We start from the raw sequence: 20,354 nt of genomic DNA, 5'->3' as shown, positions 1-20,354 counted from the left end.
AGTTAATTTCTGTGGAAAAGCACCTTCCAAACCCCTTGGGTGCGGCAAGAAACAATTAGACCATATTACAAAATCTTACATGCTAATTTGACGGGTCAGCTAGAACTCAGACGGTGGCAATTCAATGAAGTCGTCCAATAAAACGTAAGTTCTATGGGAGGAAAGGTGCAATGGATCGTTTCCGACTAATTGATGATTATCTTGGCGACAGTCAACTTGATTCAATTCAAGGATTTTTCCAAAGCAATGTCTTTTGGAAGTTTGGGTGGCAGTCGGACAGAGATAAAACTCCGTTCGGGCATTGGAACCACGATTTCCTAAAAACCCCTCGCACAAATCAGGAGAATTGCGAGCACATCTTGCTCGAAAATTCTGAACTTTTCGAGATCCGTGATCTTTGGCTGAGATTGAAGGAAGAACACCTTCCTGGACACGCGTTGGTTCGCTGCTATGCCAATGCTCATACATTCGGCGTTGAAGGCTATCCGCATGTGGATAGCCGCAGCCCAGGCAATTACACAACCATTTTCTACATCAACCCAATCTGGAAACCCGAGTGGGCGGGAGAAACAGTATTTCTCAATGATGCTGGTGATATTTTCCAGGCCGTTCTTCCCAAGCCAGGACGGGGCGTAATATTTGATGGGCAAGTTACACATGCAGCTCGTGGTTTGACACGTCTTTGCCCGGCAATGCGCGTGACGCTCATGTTCAAAACGAGAGCGCCGGGGAGCGAAAGTGATCCCCAATAGATTTAAGAACTATTTACTCGAGCACGGCGCGGGGAATACCTCACACAGCGGAGCCACCCTTTGGAGCCATTTGAGTGGAGTGCACCGGATTTTGTCGACTAGTGGTGCCGACGCGCGCGTGTGTATGGCCGGCTTGTTTCACTCGATTTATGGAACGACCGTGTTCGGGCACGTCACAGTCAATCAAACTAAACGCCCTGAGGTCCGAGAGTTGATTGGAGGCTATGCGGAGGATCTGGTCTGGCATTTTTGCACTCTCCCCCGACCAAAATTATTTGAGGACACTCTCAAAGGAAAAGATTGCAGCTGGATAGAGGCGCTGAAGCTTGACTATTCTCGGCAAGAGTTTTGGTGCCATTTGCTTCAACTCGAGTGCGCAAATCTTTTGGAACAAAAAAAGTTATACCGATTCCAAGTTCTGGTGCGTCATGCACGAGAAATAGGGATGCTAGACCGGGAGGGTTTCTCAGTCTAGTCAACCTGCCTCAGGGAGAGGCGCTTTAGGAGTTATCCATGAACTTTGAAAAAAGCGAAGAGGTAAGAACGACAACCCAATATTGGGGCTATCGTGAATTGTCACCCGATGAGCTCCTGTTCGTTGGCGGCGGGGATGACGGTGGTGGAGATGGGGGCGGTGGTGGGGACGGCGGCGATGGCGGTGGATGCGGCGCCGGAGATTGCGGGGATGCCGCTGGATGCGACGCTGGAGGTTGCGGGGCGGACGCGGCCGGACCGACCGCTGGTCAGGCAACAAGTGCTATTGGCACCGCAATCGGTGCCATTGGTGCTGCAATCGGCGTCGCGGTAGCCGCCACCCCGGCCGGTGCCGCAGTTGCCGCAATGGGCGCACTTGGAGCCGGATTAAGCGCAGCTTCGAATCCAGGGATGGGAGGTGCAGGAGGAGCGGCAGGAGCTGCGAACGGCAACCCCATGGGAGACACAAGTGGGTATAGCGATGGTTGGTAGCTGGCAGTAGGCCGAGCGAGAGTAACCGCGTGCACTTGACGGCGTCAATTGCACGCGTCCACATAAGACCTAAACATGCATTTTCTTAGATTGAGCACGATAAGGTATTGCGTGTTTTTGTTGGCTGTTCTGGTTTTTCTTCGCGCAAGGGCGTCGGAGCCCGATGTCCCGTTGATTTTTTCACTTGAAATGGACGGGCGCGACCGAGGGTGTCTTATTGCGACTTCGCATCTTGCAGTCGTTCCTGCATTGGAGAATGCACTGATAATGAGCTGCGAAAGAAAAGCGCGTGCTCTTGTGGTGGAGTCCAATATTGCAAATGGCGGCATTTTATCGTGGGAAGGTTATCGGAGAAAAAGCGGCGATCCTGGCTTTAACAGCCTCTCTGAAAAAACCATTCAGAAAATCCGCCCTGCTCTGCGTGCTGCTCAATACAGCGATTCCGAGATCAATTATTTTTTTAGACTGCATCCGATCGCGGTCTATCGGGCGTTGCAATATTCGAAAGTTCTTGCGCCGAGTGTGGGCATGAAGCCGAATATCGACGCCCAGCTAATTCGAGTTGCGCAAGAAAAAAAGTTTAAGATCATTGAAGCGGAGGGGCTGGCTGAATATTACTCCTCCGAGCGGCGCGCCGGGATTTCTCAAATCGACGAACTAATCTCTCTGATGTCCGATTTGATGCTCGATAACAATAAAATAAGGGCATATAAAAATGCGGTAGACAATTATGCGTCCAATTTCAGTGCCCAACCGGACGTCAGTACTGCTCGAGAAAAGGCGCTTTGGTTTAATACGGTTATGCTTGGCTTGCCAAGCTACACCATCGCGCTCGATGTGGATGATCGAAATCCCTTCATCGGGGAGAACATCGTAAAGGCCATTCATTCAGAAGAAGTCGTGCTGATATTGGTTGGGGCCGCGCATCTGGGAGGAAAAGCTGGCTTGATGGTTTTTCTCGAAAAAAAGAATGTAAAGATGACTCGTCTTCAGTAGCGAGGCGTCCTGCGAATCAATATATTATTCAAATTTGAGTTGACGGTATTCTGGAGATGCCAATGACTTTTTTCCTTGCCGCCTCTATCGCCTTTTCCGCTGCTATATTGATAATTTCGACGTACGAGATTTATCCGGGAAAAAAGAAGTTTTCCAGAATGCGTCAAGGCCTGCTGATGCTTGCCATCGGCTTCAGCTCAATTAGCCAATTTCTCTATATTTTTACTGGTCCGCCGGAGGGCGATCAAGCCGTCCGGACTGTTCGTCTATTGGCGCAATATTTAACCGCTGGTGCCGGGATCTTAGGGGTTTTTTACGGTCTGTATCTTCTGTTTTCAATTTCAAAGCAAGGAACAGAAAAAGTCAATGAGGAGTAAGCCCAATGTGCTGGCGCAGTGGGCCACTATCGATGGTAAAAACACCCTTTTCCTTTTTCCGTCAAGAAGTGCTCGACCACAAACGAGATACATGGTTGGGCGAAATATCGCTCGCGCGACCGATTTCTTTTTGTTTTTTTGCGGTGCTTTTTTTCTTCATCGCATTAAGTGTTGTCGCCTATTTGGTCTTGGGTGAATATACAAAGAAGGCTCGTGCGTCGGGTTATCTGGTGCCTGATCAAGGCCTTCTCAAAATTTACCCTCAGCAGACGGGTGCGGTTGCATCGTTGATGGTCGTTGAAGGCCAGATTGTCAAGAAAGGAGATCTCGTTGCGATCATTTCCACAGAGCGCACCAGCATGCAGGGCAATACCCAAATTGAGATTGCCAAGCAACTCTCGCTGCGAAAGATGAGCTTGGTCGAGGAAAAATCAAAAACACGCCAGCTTTACGCGGAGCAAATAGGCTCCGCGAGAAAGCGACTGTTGCAACTCGCACAGGAGCAGGAGCAGTTGAGCCGGGCAGTCGCAGCACAGCAGCAACGTGTGCAACTCTCACAGAGCGGCGTTGATCGCTACACGCAACTGGCAAGTGAGAAATTCGTTTCTGAGCTTGCGTTGCAGGAGAAACGAGGCGACTTGCTGGACCAGCAGAACCGCCTTCGTGATTTTCAGCGAAACAAGATCGCGAGTGAGCGCGATGCCGTGGCGCTTCAGGCTGAACTGAATAGTCTCCCGACCCGAGAGCGCAACGATATCGCCGGATTGGACCGCTCGATTGCGGAGATCACTGCGAACGGGCTTGAGAACGAGGCGCACAGGGAATCATATGTTCTCGCTCCCGCGGACGGCATGGTGACCGCCTTTCAAATTGACCGCGGCAAGCAGGCCAGCCCTGCTCAACCGCTCATGAGTTTGATTCCTGCGGGTACACAGATTCGGGCCGATCTCTACGTCCCCAGTCGTTCCGTGGGGTTTGTCCGAATAGGGGGCGCGGCTCGACTGCAATATCAAACGTTTCCGTATCAAAAATTCGGCAGCCATCAGGGGCAGGTCGTCAAGGTGTCGCGCACGGCAGTGCCCGCTCAGGAACTACCGTTTCCGGCGTCCGCGACCGATGTTTACTACGTGATCACAGTGCAGCCTGACGAAGAATATGTTGTTGCCTACGGCAAGAAAGAGCACCTGCAGGTTGGAATGCAGGTTGACGCCGACATTTGGCTCGACCGGCGCACATTGCTCGAATGGATTCTTGAGCCGTTGTACAGCGTGTCGGGCAGAGTCTGATGAATGTTTTCGAAGGGCTGAACCTCGGCTTGGGCAAGAAGCTGCCCTTGATACTTCAAACCGAAGCTGCGGAATGCGGTTTGGCATGCCTCGCTATGGTCGCTTCGTATCACGGCTATCGCACCGATCTTTCAAGTCTGAGACAGCTGTATTCCGTGTCTCTCAAGGGCATGAACCTGCCACACCTGATTCAAGTGGCCGGTCGAATGGGCCTGTCGTGCCGGCCGGTGCGCGTGGAGTTGGAAGTACTTCAGCGGCTGACCTTGCCGGCAATCTTGCATTGGAATCTGAACCACTATGTGGTCCTGAAGGAAGTCCGAGGCGACAAGGTAACTATCCACGATCCGGCGGTCGGATTGCAGACGCTGACATTCGCCGACGTCTCCAAGCGCTTCACCGGCGTGGCGATAGAGGCAGAGCCCGCGCTCAATTTCAAGAAGCGAACCGAGCGCCAGTCAATCCGGATACGAGGATTGATGGGCCGCGTTCGCGGTCTCAAAACTTCCCTCCTTCAGGTGTTAGTGCTGGCGCTCGCCCTGGAGATCTTCGCGCTTGTGGGACCGTTCCTCATGCAGTGGATCGTCGATGATGTCTTGGTATCTGGCGACAAGGATCTGCTTACGGTCATCGTCATTGGCATCTTGTTGCTCGGCATTCTTCGAACCGCCGTATCGCTGGTGCGCTCGTGGGTTTTGCTCCATATGGGAACCAATCTGAATCTCCAATGGGTGGCGAATGTCATGGAGCACCTGCTTCGATTGCCCACTGCGTTCTTCGAAAAGCGGCACGTGGGCGACATCGTTTCTCGCTTCGGCGCGATTTCAATAATTCAGCAGACACTCACGACCAGCTTTGTATCGGCTCTGCTAGACGGTTTGATGGCCATCACGACGATGGTCATGATGCTGATCTACAGTCCGTTGCTTGCGCTCATTGCATTGGGCGCTGTGGTGCTTTATGGAGCATTGCGCCTGGTGCGTTACGACTCTTTGCGTAGCGCCTCCGAAGGCCAGATCGTTCGACTCGCGCGCCAGCAGTCACATTTCATGGAGACCATCCGTGGCGTTCAGGCGATCAAGCTCTTCAACCGGCAGGCGGATCGCAAGACGCGATTCCTCAAAATGGCAGTGGACAGTACCAATGCAGGCATCGAGATCCAGCGTCTGAACATCACGTTCCAGACGATCAACGCGTTGCTTCTTTCTGTGGAGGGCGTGCTGATTGTCTGGCTCGGCAGCAGGTCCGTCCTTGATCGTACGTTCACCATTGGCATGCTGATGGCCTTCATCTCGTACAAGGATCAATTCACCACCCGCATCAGCGGCCTTATTGACAAGGGCATTGAGTTTCGAATGCTGCGACTGCAGGCGGAGCGCCTTTCCGACATCGTTCTCCATCCACCCGAAAACGACCTGCCCCAGCCTTTCTTTTCCTCCGACACGATTGAGCCCAGCATCGAGTTGCGCAACGTCCGTTTCCGCTACGCCGACGGTGAGCCGTGGATTCTCGATGGCCTGAGCTTGCACGTCGCAAGTGGTGAGTCGGTGGTCCTCACAGGCCCCTCCGGTTGCGGCAAGACCACTTTGCTCAAGATCATGTTAGGGCAGTTGCTTCCCATCGAAGGAGAAGTGCTGATCGGCGGTATGCCGCTGACGCAAATCGGATTGACCTGCTACCGCACTCTCATTGGCGCGGTCATGCAGGATGACCGTTTGTTCGCTGGGTCACTCGCCGACAACATCTGCTTCTTCGACACTCCACCCGATCAGCCTTACCTCGAAGAGTGCGCAAAGCTGGCCCGCATTCATGCAGACATTCTCAAGATGCCAATGGGCTACAACACCTTGGTCGGCGACATGGGCACAACGCTATCGGGCGGCCAGAAACAACGGATCATGCTTGCCAGAGCGCTCTACAAACGGCCGAGCCTCTTGTTCCTGGACGAGGCGACCAGCCACCTGGATACGGGCTTGGAGAGCGAGATATCGGCGGCTATTTGTGGCCTTCAACTCACGCGAATCGTGATTGCACATCGCCCGGAGACCATCGCTGCCAGTGGAAGAGAAATTTCACTCGGAATACAAACCAAAAGCGGACAGATTCCTGTTGAAGCAGGAGCTCCTTCGGATACTCAGGGTGCTGGTGGGGCTGCAGAACATGCGCAGTGAGCCGCTTGGAGGTTAGCGTCAATAGCAAGTCGGCATTGCTCGTGAACATGTCGTCCGATCTGAGCTGGCGGCCCGCGAGACCTCAGCGGACCGGCGGATTGAGGGTGACCGGCTGCGGCGGGGCCGTCGGCATCGCAGGCGCTGCCAGTGTCGAATTGATCGCCTGCAGATCGGCCGGTACCAGCGTCCCGTTCGCCTGGCGCAGCTTCAGGTTGCCCAACAACACGTTGTAGCGCGCCAGCGCCAGGTCGCGCTTGGTCTGGAACAGCTGGCTCTGGGCGTTCAGCACGTCGATGTTGATGCGCACACCGACCTGGTAGCCCAGCCGGTTCGCGTCGAGCGCGCTCTGGCTCGACGCCTCGGCCGCTTCGAGCGCCTGTACCTGGCTGGCACCGGAGATCAGCCCGAGGTAGGCGGCGCGCGTGGCCTGGGTCACGCTGCGGCGCGTCGATTCGAGCGTGGCACGCGACTGGTCTTCGAGCGACAGGGTTTCGCGGATGCGGTTCTCGGTGGCGAAGCCGGCGAACAGCGGCATGTTGAACACCACGCCGACGCTGGGGCCGCGGGCATAGGTGCCGACGGTGGTGGTGGCGTTGCCCTGCGGATAGCGCGTCAGGTTGTAGCCCAGCTGGGCGTCGACCGTCGGCTTGTGGCCGGCTTCGGCCTTCTGCACCTCGAGCCCGGCGACGTCGACGCCGAGCCGGGCCTGGCGGATGGCAGGATGCACCGCCTCGGCTTGCGCCACCCAGGCGCCCATGTCGGCGGGCGTCGGCGCGGGCAGCGTCGCGGCGCTGGCCAGCGGCAGCGGCGCGCTGCCCGCCTGGCCCACCAGTTGATCGAGCGCGAGGCGCTTGACCTGCAGGTCGTTGTCGGCACTGATTTCCTGCGCGACCACCAGGTCGTAGCGCGCCTGTGCCTCGCGCGAATCGGTGATGGTGGAGGTGCCGACCTCGAAGTTGCGCTTGGCGAAGGCGAGCTGCTCGGCCACGGCGGTCTTCTGCGCACGCACCAGCGCCAGGGTGTCCTGCGCGCCGAGCACATCGAAGTAGGCCTGGCTCACCCGCACGATCAAATCCTGCTCGGCGGTGGTGAGCACCGTCTCGGCGATCTCGGCCTGACGCTTGCCTTGTTCGTAGGCCGCCCAGGCGGCCGGGCGGTACAGCGGCTGCGTGGCGTTCACGCCCACCGTCTGCGTGGTGTAGTCGCGCGGCCCCGACGATGAGGGCGCCCCCGAGATCACGTCGATGTCGAGGTTGGTGCGCGACACGTTCCCCTGCAGGCCCACTTGCGGCAGCACGCCCGCCTTGGCCTGCGCCGCCCGCGCCAGGCTCGCGTCGTACTGCGCGCGTGCGCCCTGGTAGGTGGCGTCGTAGCCGCGTGCCGCGTCGTAGAGCGTCAGCAGGCTCTGGGCGCCGGCGGGGGAGGCGAATGCTGCTGCCATCACGGCTGCCATCGCGGCTGAAACAGGAAGAAGCCGGGGCAGGAGCATGCGGTCCTTGGGAAAGATCAGTAGCGCGGCACGCCGGCGTCGCGGCTGGCCGACCAGGCGTCGATGCCGCCGGCCACGTTCGCCACGTCGCCGAAGCCGTTCTGGCTCAGAAAGGCCGCCACGCGCTGGCTGCGTGCGCCGTGATGGCACAGGCAGGCAATGCGCGCGGTCGGGTCGAGTTCTGCCAGGCGGCCGGGAATCTCGTTCATCGGAATCGCGACCAGCGTGAAGCCCTGCGGCGCGACGCTGGCCGTCTGGAGTTCCCACGGCTCGCGTACGTCGAGCAGCACCGGCGCGGCGGCGCTGTCCTGGGCGAACCAGGCGTCCAGATCGGCGGGGCGGACCTGGTCGACCATCAGAAGCGGAACGGCGAAGGTTCGGGGAAGTTCAGCAGGCGGGGCGCAATGGTGTCCCAGGGCTGCGTCGTTTCCCACTTGCCTTCGCTCACACGGGTCACGAAATGGGCCCGCATCATCGGCTCTCCGCCGACGATGGCAACCAGCCGGCCGCCGATGTTCAGCGAGCCCAGCAGGTTCTGCGGCACGCGGGCGACCGAGCCGCTCAGCACGATCACGTCGAAGGTCGGGCCGCTCGGCAGCGGCTGGGCGCCGTCGGCGTGGCGCACTTCGACGTTCTGCACGCCGTTGCGGCGCAGCGTCTCGGTGGCCCGTGCGGCCAGCGTGGCGTCGATCTCCAGCGTCAGCACCTTGGCCGCGCGGTGGGCGAGCAGGGCGGCCATGAAGCCCGAACCGGTGCCGATCTCGAGCACCGATTCGTGCTTCTGCACATGCAGGTCGTTCAGCATGCGTGCCTCGATCTTCGGCGCCAGCATCGTCTGGCCCGGCTCGGTGGCGTCGGCCAGCGGCAGCTCCATGTCGAAGAAGGCCAGGGCGCGGTGCGCGGCCGGGACGTAGTCCTCGCGGCGAATTTCGGCCAGCAGTGCGAGCACCTGCGGGTCGTGCACGTCCCAGGGGCGGATCTGCTGCTCGATCATGTTGAAGCGCAGGCGCTCCTGCGAGGCGGGGGTGTTCATGGGATTTCTCTTTTCCTAGTGGGCTCAGGCAAACCCATGATTTTAGGTGGCGTGCGGTGACGTCGGCGGATGCAGGGACAGGCCGCGGATGACGATCTCGGTCTGCGTCGCGACGTATCGGAGCGGATCGAGTGCGATGTCGTGGTCGATCCAGGTCGGGTTGTGGCGTGCCAGGAACAGGAAGACCATCGGCGCGATCACCGAATAGATGGCGTGGTCGACGTCGACCGGCAGGAACTCGCCACTGTCGATGCCGCGCCGCAGGATGCGCCGCATCAGCGCATGCCCGGGGCGCACCACTTCGTGCTGGTAGAAGGCCGCCAGTTCGGGAAAGTTGTTGCCTTCGCTGAGCATCAACTTGGTCAGCCCGGCCACCGGCGTGGCGCCCACGCGTTCCCACCACACCTGCGTGCAGTGGCGGAGCATGTCGGCGGTGCTGCCCTCGAAGGTGTCGAACTCCTCGTTCCATTCGGGGAAGCGGCCGGCCAGGTTCTCGGTGATCACGGCCCGCAGCAGGTCTTCCTTGCTCTGGAAGTAGAGGAAGAGGGTGCCCTTGGACACACCGGCCCGGGCCGCCACCTCTTCGGAGCGCGTCGCGGCGAAGCCTTTTTCGACGAACAGCTCGAGCGCGGCCTGGATCAGTTCGCCGGGGCGTGCCTCCTTCCGGCGTTCGCGCTTGGCGCGGACCGGGCAGAGCTTGTCGTTGAGAAAACGGGGCATCGGCGTTAATGACTGACGGGTTAGTAATGTAGTGACCCGTATCCGGTGCGTCAAGCCGCGACAATAGCGGGCTTCGCGTTCTGGAACCGACCATGACAACCACCCCCAGCCCGGCAAACACCACCGACACCATCGTGCTCGGCGGCGGCTGCTTCTGGTGCACCGAAGCCGTGTTCGACCGGGTGCGCGGCATCGTCGACGTGGAGTCCGGCTATTCCAACGGCGAGACGATCAACCCGAGCTACGAGCAGGTCTGCACCGGCCGTACCGGGCACAACGAAGTCGTCAAGCTGGCCTTCGACCCCGCCCAGATCACGCTGCGGGAGATCCTCGAGATCTTCTTCGTCGTGCACGACCCGACCACGCTCAACCGCCAGGGCAACGACGTCGGCACGCAGTACCGCAGTGGCATCTACTACCTGAACGACAGCCAGAAGCAGGTGGCCGACGACGTGATCCGGGAGATCGCCGACAGCGGCACGTACCGGGCGCCAGTGGTGACCGAGGTGCTGCCGCTCGCGAACTACTCGACGGCCGAGGCCTACCACCAGGATTACTTCGTCAACCACCCCAACCAGGGCTACTGCGCCTTCGTGGTGGGCCCCAAGGTCGAGAAGTTTCAGAAGACCTTCGCCGCGCGCGTGAAGGACTGAGGCAGACCGATGCACTTCGTCCGCCCCGCTGTGTACCGCACGCCGCTGCTGATCGCCCTGGCGGTCGCGCTGTGGCTCGCGTCCACGCTCGGGCTGATGCACAGGGTGGTGCACCTGCCGACCTCGCCGGCCGTGGTGCATCTGCACACAGCGTCCACGTTGTCGGCCGTTTCGTCGCAGGGCCATGACCACCGCGGCCTGCTCGCACTCTTCGGTGTGCACGCCGACGCCGACTGCCGGCTGTACGACCAGCTCGCCGGTGGCGCCGCGGCGTTGTCCGTTCCTCTCGTGGTGCTGCCCATCGCCTTGCCGATGGCGCGCTTCCACTACTTCCTGGGCGAAGCACTCGCCCGCTGGGTCTCGCTCTTCGATGCGCGTGGCCCGCCGCTGACTCGCTGAATTCCTCTGGTCATTCGTCTGGCTGCGCCCTGTGAAGGGCTGCGGTCGGCCTTCCATTGTTTCAACGAGTCCGCATCCATGATCTCCAATTTCAGCCGGCACGCCGTCAGCGCCGCCGCCTTTTCCTTCATCGCCCTGAGCGCGCATGCACAGACCGCCAGCTCCACCGGCACGGCTGCGCCGGCCCCGAGCCTCAAGGAGGTCACCGTCACCGGGAACCCGCTCGGCGCGTCCGACCTGATCGCACCCACCGAGACGCTGCAGGGCGACACGCTGCTGCTGCGTTCGCGCTCCACACTGGGTGAGACGCTCGACGGCGTGCCGGGCGTGAGCAGCAGCTACTTCGGCCCCAACGCGAGCCGCCCGATCATCCGCGGCCAGGACGGCGACCGCATCCGCATCCTGCAGAACGGCGGCAGCGCGCCCGACGCCTCGGCGCTGAGCTACGACCATGCGGTGCCGGTCGATGCGCTGGTCACCGACCGCATCGAGGTGCTGCGCGGCCCCTCGGCGCTGCAGTACGGCGGCAGTGCCGTGGGCGGCGTGGTCAACGTCATCGACAACCGCATTCCGACCGAGCCGATCAATGGCTTCGGTGGGCGCGCCGACCTCGGCTACGCTACCGGCAGCCAGGAGCGCAGCGGCGGGGTGGTGCTCGAGGGCGGCAACGACCGCTACGCGTTGCACGTCGATGCCTTCGACCGCAAGTCGGACGACGTGCGGGTGCCGATCGATCTCGAATGCGCCAAGCCCGGCTCGCCCGGGCTGGCGCGCCGCATCTGCAATTCGCAGAACAGCGCGCATGGCGGCGCGGTCGGCGGCACGTTGTTCTTCGACCGCGGCTGGATCGGCGCCTCGGCCAGCACCTACCGCAGCGACTACGGCACGGTGGCCGAGGACGAGGTGACGATCGGCATGAAGTCCGACCGCTACGCGCTGGAAGGCGAGTGGCGGCCGGGCGGCTTCTTCACCAGCATCCGCACCAAGTTCGGCCACACCGACTACCGCCACACCGAGTTCGAGGGCAGCGAGGTCGGCACCACCTTCGCCACCATGAGCAACGACCTGCGCATCGAGGCGCGCCACCAGAAGATCGGCAACGTCGAAGGCATGATCGGCTTCAGCAGCGAGCGCAATCGCTTTTCGGCCGACGGAGAAGAGGCCTTCGCGCCGCACAGCCGCACGCGTGCCAATGCGCTGTTCCTGCACGAAGAGCTCGCCACCTCGTGGGGCCGCCTGAGCTTCGGTGCGCGCACCGAGCAGGTGAAGGTCGAATCGCTCGGCTACCCCGACGACCTGTCGATCACGCGCTTCGCGACGGGCGAGCGCAGCTTCAACCCGCACAGCGCGGCACTCGGCGCCCTGGTCAACCTCACGCCGCAATGGCAGTTGACGTCGAACCTCGCGTACACCGAGCGGGCGCCGAAGGACTACGAGCTGTTCGCCAACGGCCCGCACGTCGCGACCGCGGCCTGGGAGGTGGGCGACCCGTCGCTCGAGAAGGAGCGCTCGATCGGCTTCGACCTCGGCGCGCAGTGGAAGAACGGCCCGAACAACGCGCGGGTCAACGCCTACGTCACGCGCTTTCGCAACTACATCGGGCTGAACGCCACCGGCGTTCAGCGTGACGGCGAAGGCGAGGCCGTGACCGACCCGGCCGCCGAGGACACGCTGGCCGAGTACGCCTACGGCGGCGTGCGCGCCCGCTTCACCGGCCTCGAGGCCAGCGGCAACCTGCGCCTGCTGGGCAACGAGGGCTTCGCCGCGATGGAACGCAGCGGCACGCTCGACCTGCAATGGCGCGGCGACCTGGTGCGCGCCACCAACACCGACACTGGCGAGCCGCTGCCGCGCATTTCGCCGGTGCGTGTCGGCGCCGCGCTCGCCTACGGCGACGGCCCGTGGACCGCGCGCTTCGGCTTCGACCGCTATTCGGCGCAGCACCGCGTGCCGGAAGACGGCACACGCGAGACCGCAGGCTACACGCTGTGGAACGCGGCGCTGGCCTATCGGATGAAGGTGACGGGCGCGACGCTGACCTGGTATGCGCGGCTGGACAACATCACCAACAAGCTGGCCTACAGCGCGACCTCGATCCTGACCACGACGGTGTACCCGGCGGCACCGCTGCCGGGCCGTTCCCTGAAGGTCGGCCTGCGCGCGAGCTTCTAGCGCCAGACAGCGACCCAACGCAGCGAGCCGCTATGCTCGCCGCGGTGAATTCGCCCGTCCTTTCCGCGCTGCTCCCTGTCGTTCTTCTCATCGCCGCGGGCTACCTCGCTGGCCGCCGCCAATGGGTCGGTGCCCCTGCGGTGAAGGACCTGTCGAACCTGGTCTTCCTGCTGCTGGCGCCGGCGCTGCTGTTCCGCGCCATGAGCACGGTGCACGTTGAGGCGCTGAGCCTGCGGCCGGTCGCGGCCTACTTCATCGCCGCCGGCGTCATCTTCGCGGGCATGCTGGTCTTCTTGGGGCTCACCCGAAGCGCGGCGGTGCTCGCGATCACGGCCACCTTCAGCAACACGGTGATCATCGGCGTGGCCCTGGTCGACCTGGCCTACGGGCCGGCCGGGCTGGTCGTGCTGCTGACCCTGGTGTCGTTGCATTCGCTGGTGCTGATCACGGCCGCCACGCTCATGATCGAACTCATCGTCGCGCGCGAGCATGCCGTGGCCAGCGGCGCCGCGGGGCGCCCGATCGTCTGGACCGTGGCCCGCGCCGTGCGCAACTCGGTGCTGCATCCGGTGCCGCTGCCGATCATCGCGGGCCTGCTGTTCGCGCAGACCGGGCTCACGCTGCCGGTGGCCGTCGACAAGCCGTTGATGCTGCTTGGCCAGGCCTTCAGCCCGGTGGCGCTGGTGCTGGTCGGCATCACGCTGGCGCTGACCCCCGTCGGCACGCATCTGCGCGGCGCGCTCGCGCTGGCCGTGGTGAAGAACGTGGTCCACCCGCTGCTGGTGGCCGGCTTCGGCTGGCTGCTGGGCGTGCGCGGCCTGCCGCTCACGGTGATGGTCGTGGCCGCGGCGATGCCCATCGGCGCCAACGCCTTCCTGTTCTCACAGCGCTACAAGGTGGCCGAAGAGCAGGTGACGGCGGCCGTCGTGGTGTCGACCGTGCTCGCGCTCGTCACGCTGTCGGCCGCGATGGCGCTCGCCGCGAATTTCTAGAGACGCCAGGCGCGCGGGCTCAGGCCGCCGCGACCGGCGTGCACTGCCGGATCCAATCGGGAATTTCCTCGGGCGGCATCGGCCGTCCGAACAGGTAGCCCTGCAGTTCGTCGCAGTGCGCCGCCTGCAGCAGCGCGGCTTCCTCGACGGTTTCGACACCTTCGGCCACCACGCGCAGACCCAGGGTGTGGCCCAGGCCCACGATGGCGCGCACGATCGCCAGGTCAGTCGGGTCGTCGAGCATGTCGTGCACGAAGGAGCGGTCGATCTTCAGCTTGTCGATCGGGAAGCGGTTGAGGTAGTTCAGGCTCGAATAGCCGGTGCCGAAGTCGTCGATCGACAGCTGCACGCCCAGCGACTTCAGCGCACGCAGCTGCGCGAGCGACTGCTCGGCCGCGTCCATCAGCGTCGATTCGGTGATCTCGATCTCGATCGACGACGGCACCACGTCGTGCGCCGCCATCGCATCGCGCAGCACGCCGGTGAGCTCGCCGTCACGCAGCTGCAGGGCCGACACGTTGATCGACACCGGCACGGTGCCCAGCCCCTGCGCGCGCCAGGCCGCCTGCTGGGCACAGGCCTGCGCGATGACCCAGGCGCCGATGCCGACGATCTGCCCGCTCTCTTCGGCGATCGGAATGAATTCGGCGGGCGACACCGGGCCGAGTTCGTCGTTGCGCCAGCGCAGCAGCGCTTCCACCCCAACCAGCGCCGCACTGCGCGCCTGCACACGCGGCTGGAAGCACAGGCTCAACTCGTTGCGCTCGATGGCGCGGCGCAGGTGCGATTCCAGCTGCAGGCGCTTTTGCGCACGCGCGTCCATGTCCGGCGTGAAGAAGTGCACCATGTTTCGCCCGCCGGACTTGCTCTGGTACATCGCGACGTCGGCCTGCCGCATGAGCGAATCGATGTCCTGCGCATCGTCGGGGTACATCGCGATGCCCGCGCTGCACGACACGTGCAGTTCGGCCCCATGCAGCTGGTAGGGCCGCCGGATCGCCGGCACCAGGCACTGCTCGACGATGTCGCGCACCTCGTCCGTGTCCGCCACGTCGGCCAGCACGATCACGAACTCATCCCCACCCAGGCGGCTCACGGTGTCGCCGGGTCGAACGGCTTCGACCATGCGGCGGGCGACCGCGCGCAGCAGCGCGTCGCCAACGTGGTGGCCGAGGGAGTCGTTGATGTTCTTGAAGCGGTCCAGGTCGATGAACACCACACCCAGGCGGCGGTCGTGCTTGCGGGCCTGCTGCATGGCGGTGCCCAGCCGTTCGATGCACAGCGAGCGGTTGGGCAACTCGGTCAGCACGTCGTGCAGCGCCAGGAAGCGGATGCGTTCCTCACTGCGCTTGCGCTCGGTGATGTCGATGGAGGTGAAGATGTAGTGCGAGATGCGCTCGGGCCCGTCGCGCACGACACTGGCGACCAGCCAGGCCGGGTAGTTGCTGCCGTTGCGGCGGCGTACCAGCACCTCGCCCTGCCAGGCGCCGCGCTCGTCGAGCAGGGGCCAGAAGTCACCGTAGGTGGCGCCTTGGCCCAGCAACAGCCGCTCAGGCTTCTCGCCCTCGAGCTCGCGCGTGTCGTACCCGGTGAGCCGGCCCAGCGCGCGGTTCATCGTGAGGATGCGGCGCTCGGCGTCGATGATCATGATGCCTTCGGTGGAGGCTTCGAACACCTTCGACCACAGTTCCAGCCGCTGCTCCATCACCTTCAGCTGGCTGATCGGCGTGAAGGCCGTCAGCAGCGCGTCCTGGCCCTGGTAGCTGAGGCGCCGCGCCGACAGCACCGCCCACGACGAGACGCCGCCGCCATGCCAGCACACCTCGAATTCGTCGACGCTGCCGCGGTCGGCGAGCCTTTGAAAGAAGCGGCCGCGGATGCCCGGGTCGAGCCCGGCCGCCCACGGGTCGATCTGCCGGCCGCCCAGCCATTCCTGCGCCGGCGGATTCGCGCTGAGCACCTCGTGCCCGGGAATGGCCGTGACCATGAGCGGGATCGGAATGGCGGCGACCAGGTCGCGCTGCGCCTCCGCGGCACGTGCCGAGGCCGCCAGTTCCTGCTGGGCGCGGCGCTCGCGGTCGAGCTGGGCCAGCATGTCGTTGAAGCCGAGCACCAGCCGGCCGATCTCGTCGCCGCTGTCCCAGCGGGCGCGCAGGCTGTGGTCGCCGGTGCGGCGCACCGTGTCGACCACCAGCGAGAGGCCGCGCAGCGGCCGTGAGATCTGGCGGGCCACGTAGAACACCGCGCTCAGGATCACGAGCAGCAGGAAAAGCGCGGTGCCCAGGTGCATCCACATGCGCTGGAAGAAGCCGCGTTCGCGCGCGTCGAGCAAGGTGTTGAGTTCGACGGCGGCATCGGCCCAGGCGGTGTCGAGGCTGGCGAACAGCGCCTGCTGCGCGGTGTCGAAGGGGGCGAGCCCGAGGCTGCCGTCGTCCATGGCGTGGCGCGCGGCTGCGCGGAAACGGTCGATGCTCGCCACCAACCGTGCGCGGGAGCCGTCGAGGCGCGGCTGCAGCGGGCCGGACGACGCGGCGAAGGCTTCACCGTAGTCGCTGGTGATGGCAGCGGCGACGGCATCGACGCGGCCTTCGAGGATGAAGTATTTGGTGCGCGATTCGGTGGCATCGAGCTCGCCTGCACCGTGGGAGTGCAGGCGCGCGCTCATTTCAGACGTCAGCTCGAGCAGCTCGGGGAAGCGCAGCAGGATCAGCGACATCGTGTAGTAGCTGTCGAGGTCCGGGTCGAGGATCAGGTTCGACTGGTTGCCCACGCGCGTGACCAGCGCGCGGCCCGCCTCGAGCGCCGCCCGGGTCGTGGCACGGCCGGGCGATGCAGCCAGCGCGGCCACGGCCTGGCGCCAGCGCAGGCTCGCCTCGGCGCTCTGCATGCCGGTGCCGAGGGACTGCTCGATGTCGGCCAGGGTCTGCGGCGGCGCCAGCGTGGCGTTGCGCCAACCTGCCACCGCCATCAGCGTGGGGCGTAGCCGTTCGATGTACGCGGCGCCGGCCTTCTCCTTGCGGCCGAAGTCGATGGCGATGAACTTCTCGTTGATGAGGATGCCGCTGATGAAGATGACGGCCGTCAGGTCCAGCAGGTAGATCAGGAGAAGCTTGCGGCCGACGGTGAGTCGGCCCAGCCGGCGGGAGAGGAATTGCAGCATAGGTGTCGAACGTACCCTACGCAATCTGCATGCCGCGGCCCCCCGCGGCTTTCGACTGATGGTCGTGCCGTGTCGCCTCTCAGCCGGCGTGCGATGCGTGCGCCGTCGGCGCCACCTGGAGGCCGCGTGGGCTGCGGGCCTTCGCGCCCGCGTAGCGGTCGAGCGACAGACCTTCGGTGTCGATCTCGGGGCGCTGCCCCAGCACCAGGTCGGCCAGCAGCTTGCCGGAGCCGCAGGCCATGGTCCAGCCCAGCGTGCCGTGGCCGGTGTTCAGGTAGAGGTTCGGGAACTGCCGCGTGGCGCCGATGATGGGCGTGCCGTCGGGCGTCATCGGCCGCAGGCCCGTCCAGAAGGTGGCGGCTTCGAGGTCGCCACCGGGGAACAGGTCGCGCGTGACCATCTCGAGCGTGGCACGGCGCTGCGGCTTCAGGCCGAGGTCGAAGCCCGACAGCTCGGCCATGCCGCCGATGCGGATGCGGTCATCGAAACGCGTGATCGCGATCTTGTAGGTCTCGTCGAGCACCGTCGACACCGGCGCCAGCGATGCATCGACGATCGGCGCGGTGAGCGAGTAGCCCTTCACCGGGTAGACCGGCAGATCGAGGCCCAGCGGCAGCAACAGTTCGCGCGAATAGCTGCCGAGCGCGAGCACGTAGCGGTCGGCCGTGACGGTCTCGCCGTCGACCTCGATGCCGCGGATGCGCTGGCCGTCGTGCAGTACGCGCGTGGCCGCTGCGTCGAAGCGAAAGTCGGCGCCGGCCGCCTGGGCCAGCGCGACCAGCGCGGTGGTGAAGCGCTGGCAATCGCCGGTCTCGTCGCCGGGCAGGCGCAGTCCGCCCACCAGGCGGTCACGGGCCTGCATGAGCGCGGGCTCTGCCTGGACGATGCCGTCGACATCGAGCAGTTCGTAGGCGACGCCACACTCTTCGAGCACGGCCGTGTCGCGCTTCACCGCCGCGAGCTGCTCCGGCGTGCGAAAGAGCTGCAGCGTGCCGCCGGTGCGGTGCTCGTAGGCGATGCCGGTGTCCGCGCGCAGTGTGCGCAGGCAGTCGCGGCTGTACTCCGCGATGCGCATCATCCGCTCCTTGTTCACCGTGTAGCGCTCGGCGGTGCAGTTGCGCAGCATGGCGGCGATCCAGCGCAGTTGGAAGAGGGTGCCGTCGGGCTTCACGGCCAGTGGCGCGTGCTTCTGGAACATCCACTTCATTGCCTTCAGCGGAATACCGGGTGCGGCCCAGGGCGTCGAGTAGCCGGGCGACACCTGGCCGGCGTTGCCGAAGCTGGTTTCCAGCGCCGGGCCGGGCTGGCGATCGATCACCGTGACCTCGGCGCCTGCGCGGGCGAGGTAGTACGCAGTGGTGGTGCCGACCACGCCCGAGCCCAGGACAATAACTTTCACGATGCATCCAGCAGAGAGAAAACTGGACTTTAGAAGGGCCGACGCCGCAGTTTTCACGGATTTGAAGGGCTGGCACCGCGACAATTGCGGTTCCTTCATTGCTTTTCATGCGGGTGCCGAAGAATGATCGACCTCGACCGAATCGACCGAAAAATCCTGGACGCGTTGCAACGCAACGGGAGAATTTCCAACACCGAACTGGCCGAACAGATCGGGCTTTCGCCCTCGGCCTGTTCAGAGCGGGTGCGCCGGCTGGAGCGCGAACGCGTGATCACCGGCTACCACGCGCGGGTGGCGCCGAGCGCGGTCGGCCGCACGCTCCTGGTCTTCGTGGAGATCAAGCTCTCGGCCAAGTCGGACGACCTGTTCGAACAGACCCGGCGCGAGCTGATCCACATGCCCGAGATCATGGAATGCCATCTGGTGTCCGGCAGCTTCGACTACCTGCTCAAGTTCCGCATCAAGGGCATGGAGCAGTACCGCCAACTGCTCGGCGGCATCCTCAAGCGGCTGCCGGTGTCGGCGCAGTCGAACAGTTATGTGGTGATGGAGGAGTTGAAGGAAGACACGTATCTGGTGGTCGACCCCTGATGCCGTGGGCCACGCCAGCGAACGCTTGTGCTGCCTCAAAGAAAAAAGCGCTGTTGCCATCCTGGGATGACAACAGCGCTTTATCTGTATTGGTGCCGGAGAGATGAATCGAACACCCGACCTTCTCATTACGAATGAGCTGCTCTACCGACTGAGCTACACCGGCGAAGCCTGCGATTATAGCGGGTCGTGGTAGCGGGTCACGCGCTCGACTTCATTTTTTGATCCCAGAACCACACTCACGCGTTCGTGCAGCTTGCCCGGCTGGATGTCGAGGATGCGTTCGCGGCCGTTGGTCGCCATGCCGCCGGCCTGCTCGACCAGCCAGCTCATCGGGTTGGCTTCGTACATGAGGCGCAGCTTGCCCGGCTTGCCCGGCTCGCGCTGGTCCCACGGGTACATGAAGATGCCGCCGCGCATCAGGATGCGGTGCACGTCGGCCACCATGCTGGCGATCCAGCGCATGTTGAAGTCCTTGCCGCGCGGGCCTTCGCTGCCGGCCAGGCACTCGTCGATGTAGCGCTTCACCGGCGCATCCCAGTGCCGCATGTTGCTCATGTTGATCGAGAACTCCTTGGTGTCGGCCGGGATCTGGATGTTCTCCTTGGTCAGCACGAAGGAACCCTGCTCTCGGTCGAGCGTGAACATCGCGACGCCGTCGCCCACGGTCAGTACCAGCGTGGTTTGCGGGCCGTAGATGCAGTAACCCGCCGCCACCTGCTTGGCACCGGCCTGCAGGAAGTCGGCTTCCGACACGCCGGGATGGTCGTCCGGCTTCTTCAGCACGCTGAAGATGGTGCCGATGCTGACGTTCACGTCGATGTTGCTGCTGCCATCGAGCGGGTCGAACAGCAGCAGGTACTCGCCCTGCGGGTAGCGGTTGGGCACGACGTAGATGCTGTCCATCTCCTCGCTCGCCATGGCGGCGAGGTGGCCCCCCCATTCATTGGCTTCGATCAGCACCTCGTTGGCGATGATGTCGAGCTTCTTCTGCACCTCGCCCTGCACGTTCTCGCTCTCGGCGGTGCCGAGCACGCCGCCGAGGTCGCCCTTGTTGACGGCCTGGCTGATGCTCTTGCAGGCGCGCGCCACCACTTCGAGCAGCAGGCGCAGTTGGCCGGGGATGTGGCCGTCGGCACGTTGCTGCTCGACCAGATAGCGGGTGAGTGAGATTTTCTGTTGCGACATGGTGGGTCCTTGT

General features: G+C 63.3%; 19 protein-coding genes and 1 tRNA gene. 12 read left to right on the top strand and 8 right to left on the bottom strand.

Features of this window, described 5'->3' with window-relative positions:
• Positions 1-170: 170 nt before the first annotated feature.
• The 7 genes from ACSFBE_RS09240 to ACSFBE_RS09210 all read left to right on the top strand — a co-directional run bounded on the left by ACSFBE_RS09240 (position 171) and on the right by ACSFBE_RS09210 (position 6,545).
• Positions 171-752, top strand: coding sequence for a 2OG-Fe(II) oxygenase (locus tag ACSFBE_RS09240; RefSeq protein WP_435490088.1), 582 nt, complete (start codon positions 171-173; stop codon positions 750-752).
• On the top strand, positions 739-1,227 hold the full coding sequence (locus ACSFBE_RS09235) for a DUF6817 domain-containing protein (RefSeq protein WP_435490087.1): 489 nt from the start codon (positions 739-741) through the stop codon (positions 1,225-1,227). Before ACSFBE_RS09240 ends, ACSFBE_RS09235 begins: the two co-directional genes overlap by 14 nt.
• 108 nt (positions 1,228-1,335) lie before the next feature.
• A complete protein-coding gene (locus ACSFBE_RS09230) occupies positions 1,336-1,560 on the top strand; it encodes a hypothetical protein (RefSeq protein ID WP_435490086.1) in 225 nt (74 codons plus the stop codon).
• A 269-nt stretch (positions 1,561-1,829) separates the two neighbouring features.
• Complete coding sequence (locus tag ACSFBE_RS09225; RefSeq protein WP_435490085.1) at positions 1,830-2,714, top strand: TraB/GumN family protein; 885 nt, start codon at positions 1,830-1,832, stop codon at positions 2,712-2,714.
• A 62-nt stretch (positions 2,715-2,776) separates the two neighbouring features.
• The gene (locus ACSFBE_RS09220; protein WP_435490084.1) at positions 2,777-3,091 is read left to right on the top strand and encodes a hypothetical protein; all 315 of its coding nucleotides are present in this window, start codon (positions 2,777-2,779) and stop codon (positions 3,089-3,091) included.
• Positions 3,092-3,123: 32 nt separating this feature from the next.
• Positions 3,124-4,377, top strand: a complete 1,254-nt coding sequence (locus ACSFBE_RS09215; protein ID WP_435490083.1) for an HlyD family secretion protein — start codon at positions 3,124-3,126, stop codon at positions 4,375-4,377.
• Positions 4,377-6,545, top strand: coding sequence for a peptidase domain-containing ABC transporter (locus ACSFBE_RS09210; RefSeq protein WP_435490082.1), 2,169 nt, complete (start codon positions 4,377-4,379; stop codon positions 6,543-6,545). Before ACSFBE_RS09215 ends, ACSFBE_RS09210 begins: the two co-directional genes overlap by 1 nt.
• A gap of 82 nt (positions 6,546-6,627) precedes the next feature.
• Here the strand turns inward: ACSFBE_RS09210 and ACSFBE_RS09205 are convergent, their stop codons facing one another.
• The 4 genes from ACSFBE_RS09205 to ACSFBE_RS09190 form a co-directional block, all read right to left on the bottom strand.
• Entirely contained in the window at positions 6,628-7,986 is a 1,359-nt protein-coding gene (locus ACSFBE_RS09205; RefSeq protein WP_435490081.1) for a TolC family outer membrane protein, read from the bottom strand.
• Between the two features lie 65 nt (positions 7,987-8,051).
• Entirely contained in the window at positions 8,052-8,390 is a 339-nt protein-coding gene (locus tag ACSFBE_RS09200; RefSeq protein ID WP_435490080.1) for a rhodanese-like domain-containing protein, read from the bottom strand.
• A complete protein-coding gene (locus ACSFBE_RS09195) occupies positions 8,390-9,067 on the bottom strand; it encodes a protein-L-isoaspartate O-methyltransferase family protein (protein WP_435490079.1) in 678 nt (225 codons plus the stop codon). Before ACSFBE_RS09195 ends, ACSFBE_RS09200 begins: the two co-directional genes overlap by 1 nt.
• Positions 9,068-9,109: 42 nt before the next feature.
• Entirely contained in the window at positions 9,110-9,787 is a 678-nt protein-coding gene (locus ACSFBE_RS09190; RefSeq protein WP_435490078.1) for a TetR/AcrR family transcriptional regulator, read from the bottom strand.
• A 92-nt stretch (positions 9,788-9,879) separates the two neighbouring features.
• Here ACSFBE_RS09190 and msrA point away from each other — a divergent pair, with 92 nt between their 5' ends.
• From msrA to ACSFBE_RS09170, 4 genes are all read left to right on the top strand, one after another.
• A complete protein-coding gene (msrA, locus tag ACSFBE_RS09185) occupies positions 9,880-10,440 on the top strand; it encodes a peptide-methionine (S)-S-oxide reductase MsrA (protein WP_435490077.1) in 561 nt (186 codons plus the stop codon).
• A 9-nt stretch (positions 10,441-10,449) separates the two neighbouring features.
• The gene (locus ACSFBE_RS09180) at positions 10,450-10,839 is read left to right on the top strand and encodes a hypothetical protein (RefSeq protein WP_435490076.1); all 390 of its coding nucleotides are present in this window, start codon (positions 10,450-10,452) and stop codon (positions 10,837-10,839) included.
• A 78-nt stretch (positions 10,840-10,917) separates the two neighbouring features.
• A complete protein-coding gene (locus ACSFBE_RS09175; protein ID WP_435490075.1) occupies positions 10,918-13,011 on the top strand; it encodes a TonB-dependent receptor in 2,094 nt (697 codons plus the stop codon).
• A gap of 44 nt (positions 13,012-13,055) precedes the next feature.
• Positions 13,056-14,003 carry an AEC family transporter gene (locus tag ACSFBE_RS09170; RefSeq protein WP_435490074.1) on the top strand — a complete coding sequence of 316 codons (948 nt, stop codon included), beginning with the start codon at positions 13,056-13,058 and terminating at the stop codon, positions 14,001-14,003.
• A 19-nt stretch (positions 14,004-14,022) separates the two neighbouring features.
• On the opposite strand, the gene ACSFBE_RS09165 is transcribed toward ACSFBE_RS09170, so the two are convergent.
• Both ACSFBE_RS09165 and ACSFBE_RS09160 read right to left on the bottom strand, forming a co-directional pair.
• Complete coding sequence (locus tag ACSFBE_RS09165) at positions 14,023-17,163, bottom strand: EAL domain-containing protein (RefSeq protein ID WP_435490073.1); 3,141 nt, start codon at positions 17,161-17,163, stop codon at positions 14,023-14,025.
• Positions 17,164-17,242: 79 nt separating this feature from the next.
• Positions 17,243-18,562 (bottom strand): D-amino acid dehydrogenase, encoded by a 1,320-nt coding sequence (locus tag ACSFBE_RS09160; protein WP_435490072.1) that lies wholly within the window; start codon positions 18,560-18,562, stop codon positions 17,243-17,245.
• Between the two features lie 123 nt (positions 18,563-18,685).
• On the opposite strand from ACSFBE_RS09160, the gene ACSFBE_RS09155 reads away from it, so the two are divergent.
• Positions 18,686-19,153: a winged helix-turn-helix transcriptional regulator gene (locus ACSFBE_RS09155; protein ID WP_435490071.1), complete on the top strand. Its 468-nt coding sequence runs from the start codon at positions 18,686-18,688 to the stop codon at positions 19,151-19,153.
• 90 nt (positions 19,154-19,243) lie between these two features.
• On the opposite strand, the gene ACSFBE_RS09150 is transcribed toward ACSFBE_RS09155, so the two are convergent.
• Together ACSFBE_RS09150 and ACSFBE_RS09145 are read right to left on the bottom strand one after the other, a co-directional pair.
• Positions 19,244-19,319 (bottom strand) — tRNA-Thr (locus tag ACSFBE_RS09150).
• 11 nt (positions 19,320-19,330) lie between these two features.
• Positions 19,331-20,341 carry a class 1 fructose-bisphosphatase gene (locus tag ACSFBE_RS09145; RefSeq protein ID WP_435490070.1) on the bottom strand — a complete coding sequence of 337 codons (1,011 nt, stop codon included), beginning with the start codon at positions 20,339-20,341 and terminating at the stop codon, positions 19,331-19,333.
• Between the last annotated feature and the right edge of the window lie 13 nt (positions 20,342-20,354).

Origin of the sequence: Variovorax sucrosi, assembly GCF_051216635.1 — a bacterium.
GTDB lineage: Bacteria > Pseudomonadota > Gammaproteobacteria > Burkholderiales > Burkholderiaceae_C > Variovorax.
This window is presented reverse-complemented; position numbering and strand designations above follow the sequence as displayed.

Bases quoted from the DNA above. Each gene is read 5' to 3' on its own strand.
- msrA (WP_435490077.1), top strand. From the start codon at position 9,880: ATGACAACCACCCCCAGCCCGGCAAACACCACCGACACCATCGTGCTC.
- ACSFBE_RS09210 (WP_435490082.1), top strand. From the start codon at position 4,377: ATGAATGTTTTCGAAGGGCTGAACCTCGGCTTGGGCAAGAAGCTGCCC.
- ACSFBE_RS09205 (WP_435490081.1), bottom strand. From the start codon at position 7,986: ATGGCAGCAGCATTCGCCTCCCCCGCCGGCGCCCAGAGCCTGCTGACG.
- ACSFBE_RS09230 (WP_435490086.1), top strand. From the start codon at position 1,336: ATGAGCTCCTGTTCGTTGGCGGCGGGGATGACGGTGGTGGAGATGGGG.
- ACSFBE_RS09165 (WP_435490073.1), bottom strand. From the start codon at position 17,163: ATGCTGCAATTCCTCTCCCGCCGGCTGGGCCGACTCACCGTCGGCCGC.
- ACSFBE_RS09215 (WP_435490083.1), top strand. From the start codon at position 3,124: ATGGTAAAAACACCCTTTTCCTTTTTCCGTCAAGAAGTGCTCGACCAC.
- ACSFBE_RS09190 (WP_435490078.1), bottom strand. From the start codon at position 9,787: ATGCCCCGTTTTCTCAACGACAAGCTCTGCCCGGTCCGCGCCAAGCGC.
- ACSFBE_RS09240 (WP_435490088.1), top strand. From the start codon at position 171: ATGGATCGTTTCCGACTAATTGATGATTATCTTGGCGACAGTCAACTT.
- ACSFBE_RS09145 (WP_435490070.1), bottom strand. From the start codon at position 20,341: ATGTCGCAACAGAAAATCTCACTCACCCGCTATCTGGTCGAGCAGCAA.
- ACSFBE_RS09155 (WP_435490071.1), top strand. From the start codon at position 18,686: ATGATCGACCTCGACCGAATCGACCGAAAAATCCTGGACGCGTTGCAA.
- ACSFBE_RS09180 (WP_435490076.1), top strand. From the start codon at position 10,450: ATGCACTTCGTCCGCCCCGCTGTGTACCGCACGCCGCTGCTGATCGCC.
- ACSFBE_RS09200 (WP_435490080.1), bottom strand. From the start codon at position 8,390: ATGGTCGACCAGGTCCGCCCCGCCGATCTGGACGCCTGGTTCGCCCAG.
- ACSFBE_RS09220 (WP_435490084.1), top strand. From the start codon at position 2,777: ATGACTTTTTTCCTTGCCGCCTCTATCGCCTTTTCCGCTGCTATATTG.
- ACSFBE_RS09175 (WP_435490075.1), top strand. From the start codon at position 10,918: ATGATCTCCAATTTCAGCCGGCACGCCGTCAGCGCCGCCGCCTTTTCC.
- ACSFBE_RS09195 (WP_435490079.1), bottom strand. From the start codon at position 9,067: ATGAACACCCCCGCCTCGCAGGAGCGCCTGCGCTTCAACATGATCGAG.